The following is a 12,370-nucleotide window of genomic DNA, read 5'->3' on the forward strand; positions in this document are numbered from 1 at the left end:
GCAGTTAGCTTTAAAAAGCGGAGTAGTTTTAAAAGCCAGACTGTTTCAAAGGACAGGTTTCTGGATATTCTGTTAATAGAAAACATGACAAGGAGAGAAAAAAACAGATGAGTATATATGAGTTGACAGCATACGAAGTAATGCAGGAAGAAGACTTAGCAGATATACAATCCAAGGGTGTGCTTCTAAGACACAAAAAGAGCGGAGCAAGGATACTTCTGATGGAAAATGCAGACGAAAATAAAGTGTTTGCCATAGGTTTCCGTACGCCTCCTTCAGACAGCACGGGAGTGCCGCATATCATGGAACATTCGGTATTGTGCGGTTCAAGAGAGTTTCCTGTGAAGGATCCTTTTGTAGAATTGGTGAAAGGTTCTCTGAATACATTTCTCAATGCCATGACATATCCGGATAAGACGGTATATCCGATAGCCAGCTGTAATGAAAAAGACTTTCAGAATCTGATGCATGTGTATATGGACGCCGTTTTTTATCCAAACATTTATGAGCATGAAGAAATCTTCCGTCAGGAGGGATGGAGTTATAAGCTGGATGAAGCGGATGGAAAGGTATCTTATAACGGCGTTGTGTATAATGAGATGAAGGGTGCATTTTCTTCTCCGGAGGGAGTGCTGGATCGTATGATCTTAAATTCACTTTTCCCGGATACTTCCTATGCAAATGAATCAGGCGGAGATCCGGATGTGATTCCGGAATTGACGTATGAGCAATTTTTAAATTTCCATAGAAAGTATTATCATCCTTCTAATAGTTATATATATCTTTATGGAAATATGGATATGGAAGAAAAACTTAGATGGCTGGATGAAAAGTACCTGTCTGCTTTTACTGTACATGAGGTGGATTCTAGGATCCGTTATCAGGAGCCTTTTGAGAAGATCAAAGAAGTAGAGATGGAATATTCCGTTTCCAGCGAGGAACCACTGGTGGATAATACCTATCTTTCCTACAACAAGGTGATCGGGACCTCACTGGATGCAAAGCTGTATCTCGCTTTTCAGATATTAGATTATGCACTCTTATCAGCGCCTGGCGCTCCTTTGAAGAAGGCTCTGTTAGATGCCGGAATCGGCAAGGATATCATGGGCTCTTACGATAATGGGATCTATCAGCCGATTTTTTCCATTATTGCGAAAAACGCTAATTTGGAACAGAAGGATGCCTTCATCCAAGTTATTGAGGATACCTTGAAAGAGATTGTGAAAAAGGGGATGGACAGGAAGGCTTTGGAAGCAGGGCTCAACTATCACGAATTCCGTTTCCGGGAGGCAGACTTTGGAAACTATCCAAAGGGTCTGATGTACGGACTTCAGTTATTTGACAGCTGGCTGTATGATGAGACAAAACCGTTTATCCATATGCAGGCAATCCCTACGTTCATGTACCTGAAAGAACAAGTAGGAACAGGGTATTTTGAACAGCTGATCGAGACATATCTGCTGAAAAACACACATGGTTCTATCGTAACGGTTAAGCCGGAAAGAGGGCGTACCGCAAGGATGGATAAGGAATTAGAAGAAAAGCTGCAAAAGTATAAAGAAGGACTTACAGCAGAAGAAATAGAAAAACTGGCAGCAGATACGGCTGGTCTTGTCAAATACCAGGAAGAAGAATCCAGACCGGAAGATCTGGCTAAGATTCCGGTGCTCAAAAGAGAAGATATATCCAGAGAGATCGCACCGATCTATAATGAAGAAAGAAAAGCCGGGAATGTTCCTATGGTATATCATGAGGTAGAAACAAACGGGATCGGCTATGTGACGCTTATGTTTGACCTTTCAGAAATAGAGGAAGAACTTTTGCCTTATGTAGGCATACTGCAGAGTGTACTGGGGATCATTGATACAAACCAGTATGAATACGGAGAATTGTTTAATGAGATCAATGTGCACACGGGTGGGATCGGAACGTCCTTGGAGTTATATGCGGATGCGGTACATGTAAAAGAAAAAGCATTTAAGGCGACCTTTGAGATGAAAGGAAAAGCGCTTTTCGCACAGATGGATATTTTGTTTTCCATGATGAGAGAAATCCTGATGGAATCAAAACTACATGATGAAAAGCGGCTCAAAGAAATCCTTGCTATGCTGAAATCCAGACTGACGATGTCTTTCCAGTCGTCCGGACATACGACGGCGGCGCTGCGCGCATTGTCTTACGGTTCTCCCATGGCAAAATTTAAGGACGATACGGATGGCATTGGTTTCTATGAAGTAGTCAGAGATATAGAAGAGCATTTTGAGGAAAGAAAAGAAGAACTGATAGAGAAACTGCAAAGTATTGCAGCGTCTGTTTTCCGGGCAGATAATCTGATGATCAGTTACACTTCTGGAAAAGACGGAGTATTGCCCGCGATAGAAGCATTCCGGAAGATAGAGCATACATTGTATCAGGCAGAACAGAAAAAGGAAAATAGATGCGTCCTGCATGTGAAAAAGAGAAACGAAGGTTTTAAAACTTCTTCAAAAGTACAGTACGTGGCAAGAGTCGGCAATTTCATCGATGAGGGCGCAAAGTACAGCGGAACATTGCAGATCCTGAAAGTGATTTTAAGTTACGATTATCTGTGGCAGAATATCCGAGTAAAGGGCGGCGCATACGGATGTATGAGTAATTTTAACCGGATCGGGGAAGGGTATCTTGTTTCTTACCGTGATCCGAATCTGAAAGAGACAATGCAGATTTATGAAGGTGTAGTGGAGTATCTGAAGAATTTTACTGTCAGTGAAAGAGATATGAATAAGTATATCATCGGAACGATCAGCAATATCGACCGTCCAATGACGCCGGCGGCAAAAGGAGACCGTTCTATGAATCTTTATATGAACCATGTATCTGCGGAAATGATACAAAAAGAACGTATGGAGATTCTTACGGCATCTCAGGCAGACATACGTGCTCTTGCCTCTGTAGTGGAAGCGCTTCTGCGGGCGGATATGCTCTGTGTGATAGGCGGAGAAGATAAGATAGAAGCGGCGAAAGATATGTTTATGGAAGTAAAAACATTATTTTAATGAGAGGGATCGGGATTCCGTCTGTTGGGGAAAAATCCGGCAGACGGAATCTGTATGCAGAAGGAAAAGGAGAAAAAATGAAGGAAAATTTCAAATCCGGCTTTGTGACGCTGATTGGCAGGCCAAATGTAGGCAAGTCTACCTTGATGAATCATCTGATCGGACAGAAAATCGCGATCACATCCAATAAGCCGCAGACGACCAGGAACAGAATACAGACCGTACTGACTACAGAGGAAGGACAGATCGTCTTTGTAGATACTCCCGGTATACATAAAGCGAAAAATAAACTGGGAGAATATATGGTGAACGTAGCAGAGCATACACTAAAAGAAGTAGATGTCGTGCTTTGGCTAGTAGAGCCGTCTACTTTTATTGGAGCAGGCGAACAGCATATCATAGAACAGCTTAAGAGGGGAACAACGCCGGTGATCCTTGTCATCAATAAGACGGATATGGTGAAGCCGGAAGAGATACTGAAGGCTATTGATACATATCGACAGGCGTTTGCGTTTGCAGAGATCGTTCCCGTTTCTGCCAGAAATGGGGATAATACAGACGAGTTGGTAAAGGTGATCATGAAATATCTTCCCTATGGACCACAGTTTTATGATGAGGATACAGTGACAGATCAGCCGGAGAGACAGATTGTGGCAGAGCTTATCCGAGAGAAGGCGCTGCATTGTCTGCAGGAGGAAATACCGCATGGGATTGCTGTGGCGATCGACCGGATGAAAATGCAGAAGAAGATCATGCACATTGACGCAACGATCATCTGCGAGCGGGATTCGCATAAGGGGATCATCATAGGAAAACAGGGAAGTATGCTAAAAAAGATCGGAAGTACGGCACGCTATGAGATCGAAAAGATGTTAGACTGCAAAGTACATTTGCAGCTCTGGGTAAAAGTGCAGAAAAATTGGCGCGATAGCGATTTCCTAATGAAGAATTTCGGCTACAGACAAGATGAAATGTAGAAATATTTTTGTCAAGGTGTTTCGTGTAAAAAAAGCTGGTAGTTTTTACGTGGTATAGAGTACTTTTGGATCGGGGAACCTAATCATAACACATATGAAGAGGTGAGCTGATGGAAGAAATATACTGGAGTCAGTTTATGCTGACAGGAAGCGTGGAAGACTATCTGCAGTACAGATGGGAAAAGAGCAAAAGATCCCAAGAGAAAAGCAGTGATAAATGGGGCATAGAATGTGAATCAAATTGTATTGACAGGGATGGTGCTGTCCGCAGCACCGATAGGGGAATATGACAAAAGAATCGTGATACTGACGAAAGAACGCGGAAAAATCTCCGCATTTGCTAAGGGGGCACGGCGACCCAACAGCCCTCTTATCGGTGCAGTCAATCCGTTTAGTTTCGGTGAGTTTGTCGTATACGAAGGCAGAACTTCTTATACGATACAGTCTGCCCATATACGCAACTATTTTGCTGAATTAAGAGCAGATATTACGGGAGCTTATTATGGCTTTTATTTTTTGGAATTTGCAAATTATTATACAAGAGAACAAAATGATGAGAGAGAAATGCTGAAGCTTCTGTATCAGACATTAAAAGCGTTGTTGAATCCGCATATCCCGAATCCACTAGTGCGTGTTATATTCGAACTGAAAGCAGTCTGTATCAATGGGGAAGGACCGCAGGTCTTCCAATGTGTGGTATGTGGATGTGAGACGCCCGGATATCGGTTCAGCGTGAAAAAGGGCGGTCTGGTGTGTGACAGCTGCGCAGGCGACGTCATTGATGACATACTTCTGGACAAGTCTACATTATATAGCATGCAATATATAGAAGGCAGTAGAATTGAGGCATTGTATACATTTACAGTGTCGGAAAAAGTCTTGGATCAGTTGCGCAAGATCATGGAACGCTACTGTGACGTATACATAGACAAACAATTTAAGTCTCTGGAAATACTGGAGACGCTGCTGTAAAGAGCTGCTTATGCTTTACAAAAGGAAAGTGACCCGTTATAATAAATATCAGTCGAAAAAGGAGAATGTGAGGAACAGTACAATGGTAGAAAAGACAATGGATAAGATCGTAGCGCTGGCAAAATCAAGAGGTTTTGTATATCCGGGTTCCGAGATCTATGGAGGACTTGCTAATACATGGGATTACGGCAATCTGGGCGTGGAGCTGAAAAATAATGTAAAGAAAGCATGGTGGAAAAAGTTCGTACAGGAAAGTCCCTATAATGTGGGCGTAGACTGTGCGATCCTGATGAATCCTCAGACATGGGTGGCTTCCGGTCATCTTGGCGGTTTCAGCGATCCACTGATGGACTGCAAAGAATGTAAAGAAAGATTCCGCGCGGATAAGCTGATCGAAGACTATGCGGCAGAAAACGGAGTGGAACTTGACGGAAGTGTAGATGCGTGGTCCAAAGAGAAGATGACAGCCTATATAGAAGAACATGATATTAAGTGCCCTTCTTGTGGAAAACATAATTTTACGGATATCCGGGAATTTAACCTGATGTTCAAAACTTTCCAGGGGGTTACAGAGGATGCGAAGAATATCGTATATCTGCGGCCGGAGACAGCACAGGGAATTTTTGTGAATTTTAAAAATGTCCAGAGAACATCCAGAAAAAAAATACCTTTTGGTATCGCGCAGATAGGAAAATCTTTCCGTAATGAGATAACACCCGGAAACTTCACATTCCGTACCAGAGAATTTGAACAGATGGAACTGGAATTTTTCTGTGAACCGGATACAGATCTGGAATGGTTTGACTATTGGAAGAACTTCTGTTTGAACTGGCTGAGCGCATTGGGACTCAAAAGTGAAGAAGTACGGTATCGTGACCATGAGAAAGAAGAGTTGTCTTTCTATAGTAAAGCAACGACAGATGTAGAGTTTTTGTTCCCGTTTGGCTGGGGCGAATTATGGGGGATCGCAGACCGTACGGATTACGATCTGTCCCGTCATATGGAAGTTTCCAAACAAGATCTTACCTATTTTGATGATGAGAAAAAGGAAAAATATGTTCCATATGTTATTGAGCCGTCATTGGGAGCAGACCGTATGGTACTGGCATTCCTTTGCAGCGCATATGACGAGGAAGAATTAGAAGGAGGAGATGTACGTACAGTCCTGCATTTCCATCCTGCGCTTGCCCCTGTGAAGGTGGGTGTGCTTCCTCTTTCTAAGAAACTCAATGAAGGTGCGCTGAAAGTGTATGAGATTCTTTCTAAGACATATAACTGTGAATTTGATGACAGGGGAAATATCGGAAAGCGCTATCGTCGCCAGGATGAGATTGGCACCCCGTTTTGTGTGACATATGATTTTGATTCCGAACAGGATGGAGCAGTTACCGTACGTGACCGTGACACGATGAAACAGGAAAGAGTAAAAATAGAAGACTTGAAAGAATACTTTGAGAAAAAGTTCGAGTGGTAGAATGAAGTAATGCGATGGGGGATATTCTTAATATAAGGGTATCTCCTCTCTTTTTAAGCAGAAGCGCAGGCTGTCTGTGGGGAAAAGAAGTGAAGAAGAATACTGAGATAAGGAAAGGATGGCAGAGAAAATGGAAGCAAGAAATATATGGACAACGTATAATGAAAAGCAGATGCAGGAATTGAATGAATTGAATGAGCGTTATAAATCCTGCCTGGATCAAGGAAAGACAGAACGTGAATGTGTCGCGCTGACAGTAGATATGGCAGAGCAGGCAGGATATCAGAACATAGAAAAGATACTTGCGCAAGGAAAGAAGCTAAGTGCCGGGGATAAAGTATATGCTGTATGTATGTCTAAAATGGCGGCACTTTTTTGCATTGGGGAAAAGCCGATTTCAGAAGGAATGAACATCCTGGGGGCGCATATCGACTCTCCGCGTATTGACGTAAAGCAGAATCCTCTCTATGAAAACGAGGGGCTGGCGTATCTGGATACGCATTACTACGGCGGGATCAAGAAATACCAGTGGGTGGCGCAGCCGCTTGCGCTGCACGGCGTTATTGTGAAAAAGGATGGGACTGTCGTCAAGGTGAATGTAGGGGAGGAGGAAGCAGATCCGGTATTTGTGATCACAGATCTTTTAGTCCATCTGGCGCAGGAACAGTTGGAGAAGAAGGCGTCTAAAGTGATCGAAGGAGAAAAGCTGGATCTTCTGATCGGAAACCGCCCGATCGAGCAGACAGAAAATCTCGATCAAGCAGAGAAAGATGCTGTAAAAAAGAATGTGATGCGCATACTCAAAGAAAAATACGGAATGGAAGAAGAAGACTTTTATTCCGCAGAGTTGGAGATCGTGCCTGCGGGAAAAGCGAGAGATTGTGGCTTTGACAGAAGTATGATACTGTCTTACGGACAGGATGACAGGGTATGTGCGTTTACCTCTTTATTTGCCATGCTGGACGTAAAACAGCCGGTGAGGACAGGATGCTGTCTGCTTGTAGATAAAGAAGAAATCGGAAGTGTAGGCGCAACAGGGATGCATTCTAAATTTTTTGAAAATACAGTGGCAGAATTGGTGGCGCTTACAGAAGGAGAATCTGAATTGAAAGTCCGCCGAGCGCTTTCCAGGTCTAAAATGCTTTCCTCAGATGTAAGCGCGGCGTATGATCCGATGTTTGCAGAGGCATTCGAGAAGCGCAGTTCCGCGTTTTTTGCAAATGGGCTTACGTTCAATAAATTTACCGGCAGCAGAGGAAAGTCAGGTTCCAACGACGCAAATGCGGAATATCTTGGAAGATTAAGACAGGTGATGGATGAAGCAAAGGTGGCGTATCAGTTTGCTGAATTGGGAAAGGTAGACTTAGGCGGAGGCGGAACGATCGCTTATATCATGGCAAATTATGGTATGGAAGTCATAGACAGCGGCGTGGCAGTTTTGAATATGCATGCGCCTTATGAAGTGACGAGCAAGGCAGATGTATACGAGGCAGTGAAAGGATATCGAGCATTTTTGCAAATGAAGTAGCAGAAAGAAGATATAAAAGCATACCTATCTGTGTATCCCGTCATACAGACCTTACAGGCCGGCTTCGCCCGACAAGGTATATTTATGCAGAATTTCCTATTTTGTAATATTGACATATACAAAACAGGGAATAAATATTGTGTATATTTACCAATAAAACGCTTGACTGAAAGGGGTAAAACAATTAGAATATTATATGCGACTTAATGCAAATTTATTTGTAAAATTTTATTTAGGAGGTCATTAGAACATGGCAAAATGGGTTTATATGTTCACAGAAGGTGACGCTACAATGAGAAACCTTCTTGGCGGAAAAGGTGCAAACCTCGCAGAGATGACAAATCTGGGACTCCCGGTACCACAGGGGTTTACTGTAACTACAGAGGCTTGTACACAGTACTATGAAGATGGCAGAAAGATCAATGATGAGATCATGGCACAGATCATGGAAGCTATCGAAAAATTGGAAAAGATTACAGGAAAGAAATTTGGCGATAAGACAAATCCACTTCTTGTTTCTGTTCGTTCCGGAGCAAGAGCTTCCATGCCTGGTATGATGGATACAATCCTGAATCTGGGTCTGAATGAGGAAGTTGTTGAGACATTGGCAGAAGCATCCGGGAATGCTCGTTGGGCATGGGACTGCTACAGAAGATTTATCCAGATGTATTCTGATGTAGTAATGGAAGTTGGTAAGAAATATTTTGAAGAACTTATCGACAAGATGAAAGAAGAAAAAGGTGTAAAACAGGATGTAGAACTGACAGCAGAAGATTTAAAGACTCTGGCTGGACAGTTCAAGGCTGAATATAAAGAAAAAATCGGTGAAGACTTCCCAGCTGATGCAAAAGAGCAGCTGATGGGAGCTGTTAAGGCAGTATTTCGTTCATGGGACAACCCGCGTGCCAATGTATATCGCCGTGACAATGATATTCCATATTCTTGGGGAACAGCTGTCAACGTACAAATGATGGCATTTGGTAACATGGGAGATGACTGTGGAACAGGTGTTGCATTTACACGTGACCCAGCTACAGGAGAGAATGGTCTGTTTGGAGAATTCTTGACAAACGCGCAGGGAGAAGACGTAGTTGCCGGTGTTCGTACACCAATGCATATTTCAGAAATGGAACAGAAATTCCCAGAAGCATTTGCTCAGTTCAAAGAAGTTTGCAAAACTCTGGAAACTCACTACAGAGATATGCAGGATATGGAGTTTACAGTAGAACATGGCAAACTGTACATGCTGCAGACACGTAATGGTAAGAGAACAGCGCAGGCTGCTCTGAAGATTGCTTGTGACCTTGTTGATGAGGGAATGAGAACAGAAGAAGAAGCAGTTGCAATGATCGATCCACGTAACTTGGATACACTGCTTCACCCACAGTTTGATGCTGCTGCATTGAAAGCTGCAACACCAATGGCGAAAGCGCTTGGGGCATCTCCAGGAGCTGCTTGTGGTAAAGTTGTATTCACAGCTGACGATGCTGTTGAATGGGCTGCAAGAGGAGAGAAAGTTATCCTTGTTCGTCTGGAAACATCACCAGAAGATATCACAGGTATGAAATCTGCTCAGGGTATCCTGACAGTTCGTGGTGGTATGACATCTCACGCAGCTGTAGTTGCTCGTGGTATGGGTACATGCTGTGTATCTGGATGTGGCGAAATCGCTATGGACGAAGCAAATAAGAAATTTACATTAGCAGGAAAAGAGTTCCACGAGGGAGACAGCATCTCACTTGATGGATCTACAGGTGCTATTTATGACGGAATCATCCCGACAGTAGATGCTACGATCGCTGGTGAGTTCGGACGGATCATGGGCTGGGCTGATAAATATAGAACTATGAAAGTTCGTACAAACGCGGATACACCGGCAGACGCTAAGAAAGCACGTGAACTGGGAGCAGAAGGTATCGGACTTTGCCGTACAGAGCATATGTTCTTTGAAGGCGACAGAATCGATGCATTCCGCGAGATGATATGTTCTGAGACAGTAGAGGAAAGAGAAGCTGCGCTTGAGAAGATTCTTCCGGAGCAGCAGGGAGACTTCGAGGCTCTGTATGAGGCTCTGGAAGGCAACCCAGTTACGATTCGTTTCCTTGATCCACCGCTTCATGAATTTGTTCCGACAGAGGAAGAAGATATCAAGAAACTGGCTGACGCACAGGGTAAGACAGTTGAGCAGATTAAGACAATCATCGACAGTCTGCATGAGTTTAACCCAATGATGGGACACCGTGGATGCCGTCTTGCAGTTACGTATCCGGAAATTGCTAAGATGCAGACAAGAGCTGTCATCCGTGCAGCGATCAACGTACAGAAAGCGCATCCGGACTGGACAGTAAAACCGGAGATCATGATCCCGCTTGTAGGAGATATCAAAGAACTGAAATATGTGAAGAAATTCGTTGTTGAGACAGCAGATGCTGAGATTGCGGCAGCAAACAGCAATCTGAAATATGAAGTTGGTACAATGATCGAGATCCCAAGAGCAGCTCTTACGGCTGACGAGATCGCAAAAGAAGCTGATTTCTTCTGCTTTGGTACAAATGACCTGACACAGATGGCATTTGGTTTCTCTCGTGATGATGCAGGTAAGTTCTTAGAGGCCTACTATGATGCTAAGATCTTCGAGAATGACCCATTTGCTAAACTTGACCAGAATGGTGTCGGCAAGCTGATGGATATGGCTATTACATTAGGAAAACCGGTAAATCCGAACTTGCACGTAGGTATCTGCGGAGAGCACGGCGGAGATCCAAGTTCTGTAGAATTCTGCAATAAGCTGGGTCTGGATTATGTATCCTGCTCACCATTCCGTGTGCCGATCGCAAGACTGGCAGCAGCACAGGCAGCTATCGCACAAAGGTAGGAGTTCTCTTTCCTTTGAATTACCGCTTAGTTTCGAGCAGGCAGCAGCCTATCGAAAGGCTAACGGACAGTATATAAGGAAAGATCAATGGAGACATACCATTGTACGGGTTCTCATAGACCTTAATTAAAAAGGCTCTTTGTCAAGAGTTGGGGTAAAAGATTTATTACAGAGACAGGAGATGATTTCCTGTCTCTGTTTACGTTAAGGATAAGAAAATTCGATTTCTAAAATTATTAAAGTTGCGATAGCCAAAGGCATTTCGCTTGATTACCTTGATTGCGTTGTTTGTTCCTTCTGTATATCCATTTGTATATTGGCATTCAAAGGAATTAAGGATATATTTTGACCAGTTTCCGAGCATTGTGAGGCATGCTTTGAATTCTTTTAGTGCACTTGTTTGAGCAGCTAGTATAAAAAATTTGAGTTTTCTTGTGGCTTCTGTTCGAGTGGAGGAAGCCATAAATTCATAGAACAATTCCTTTAAGTAGTAAGCGGTTGCTAGATCAGAGGATTGTAGAAGCATGATCTCTAATGCATCCATGCTTTCTTTGCTTAGTTTGTTTTGGTGTGTAAGTAATAACTTTCGACTTCTTTTAAAATACTTTCTCTTCGATGGGTGAAGTTCTTTTTGGATGCGTTTACGTACGTTTTCCAATGCCCAGGTAACATATCGAACGACGTGGAACCTGTCAATTACTATGGTGGCATTTGGAAAGTATTGTCTAGCCAAATCTTTGTAGACGGTATTCATGTCTGTAACAAAATATTTCACTTGTTTTTTATTAGGAAACATTTGAAAATATAGCATCAATTCTGTTTGAGAATGAGTCGGAAGAATATCAAAAAGTTTATGATTTTTGGCATCGGTAAGGATAGCCTGAAACTTTTGTCCACCAGCATTGCCTCGAAATTCATCGATAGATAGCACTTCAGGAAGATGAGAAGGTTTCGGATATGGAACATCCTGCATACGTCGGAAGATAAAAGAATCCGAAACGCCGGTTAAAGCAGCAACAGAACGAACGCTTTGTCTGTTGCTGAGAAGTTGAATAGCATAAAAAGCAAGTCTAGTAGTAATACGACAATATTTGTGCAGTAAAGCAAACTTCTCATAAAAATGTTTTTGGCAATGAGGACAATGATATCTCCTTTTGTGGCAATGAAGAAAAGAAAGTTTTCCCATAAAAGGAATATCTTTAATGATAGAGGTTCTGTAATCATGGATGCGATTCGTGAGAGTACCACAATTAGGACAAGCATGTGTTTTTCGTTTTAACGAGAAGAAAACATGCATTTCGGTGTTTGTTGTTTTTACATCATTTAAGATAATGTCTTCCAATTCGAAGATTTTTGAGATAAAATAAGATTCAGGCATAGGTTTTCATCCTTTCTATATTTTTTGTTGTGGTGACTTAATTATATAGGAATTAAAACCTTATGCCTATTTTTTACCCCTATTGCACATTTGAGTACCATGACAGTTCTTCTATATAATGAAGTTAAGAA

8 protein-coding genes are annotated in these 12,370 nt (G+C 42.6%); 7 read left to right on the plus strand and 1 reads right to left on the minus strand.

The genetic code is table 11. The annotated features are described in order from the left end of the window. Positions 1-107 precede the first annotated feature (107 nt). From BN3282_RS00710 to ppdK, 7 genes are all read left to right on the plus strand, one after another. The gene (locus BN3282_RS00710; RefSeq protein ID WP_059066235.1) at positions 108-3,035 is read left to right on the plus strand and encodes an insulinase family protein; all 2,928 of its coding nucleotides are present in this window, start codon (positions 108-110) and stop codon (positions 3,033-3,035) included. Between the two features lie 77 nt (positions 3,036-3,112). Continuing rightward, on the plus strand, positions 3,113-4,012 hold the full coding sequence (gene era, locus BN3282_RS00715) for a GTPase Era (RefSeq protein ID WP_059066265.1): 900 nt from the start codon (positions 3,113-3,115) through the stop codon (positions 4,010-4,012). 110 nt (positions 4,013-4,122) lie between these two features. Then, complete coding sequence (locus BN3282_RS14500) at positions 4,123-4,302, plus strand: hypothetical protein (protein WP_082667412.1); 180 nt, start codon at positions 4,123-4,125, stop codon at positions 4,300-4,302. Beyond that, positions 4,244-4,984 carry a DNA repair protein RecO gene (recO, locus tag BN3282_RS00720; RefSeq protein ID WP_059066236.1) on the plus strand — a complete coding sequence of 247 codons (741 nt, stop codon included), beginning with the start codon at positions 4,244-4,246 and terminating at the stop codon, positions 4,982-4,984. Before BN3282_RS14500 ends, recO begins: the two co-directional genes overlap by 59 nt. Before the next feature lie 82 nt (positions 4,985-5,066). Continuing rightward, entirely contained in the window at positions 5,067-6,458 is a 1,392-nt protein-coding gene (locus tag BN3282_RS00725) for a glycine--tRNA ligase (protein WP_059066266.1), read from the plus strand. Between the two features lie 130 nt (positions 6,459-6,588). Further along, complete coding sequence (locus tag BN3282_RS00730; protein ID WP_059066267.1) at positions 6,589-7,986, plus strand: aminopeptidase; 1,398 nt, start codon at positions 6,589-6,591, stop codon at positions 7,984-7,986. Between the two features lie 250 nt (positions 7,987-8,236). Then, positions 8,237-10,861 (plus strand): pyruvate, phosphate dikinase, encoded by a 2,625-nt coding sequence (ppdK, locus tag BN3282_RS00735; RefSeq protein ID WP_059066237.1) that lies wholly within the window; start codon positions 8,237-8,239, stop codon positions 10,859-10,861. A 199-nt stretch (positions 10,862-11,060) separates the two neighbouring features. Here ppdK and BN3282_RS00740 read toward each other — a convergent pair whose 3' ends face one another. Continuing rightward, positions 11,061-12,239 (minus strand): ISL3 family transposase, encoded by a 1,179-nt coding sequence (locus BN3282_RS00740; RefSeq protein WP_059066238.1) that lies wholly within the window; start codon positions 12,237-12,239, stop codon positions 11,061-11,063. Positions 12,240-12,370 lie beyond the last annotated feature (131 nt).

This window comes from Mediterraneibacter massiliensis, assembly GCF_001487105.1.
Taxonomy (GTDB): domain Bacteria; phylum Bacillota; class Clostridia; order Lachnospirales; family Lachnospiraceae; genus Mediterraneibacter; species Mediterraneibacter massiliensis.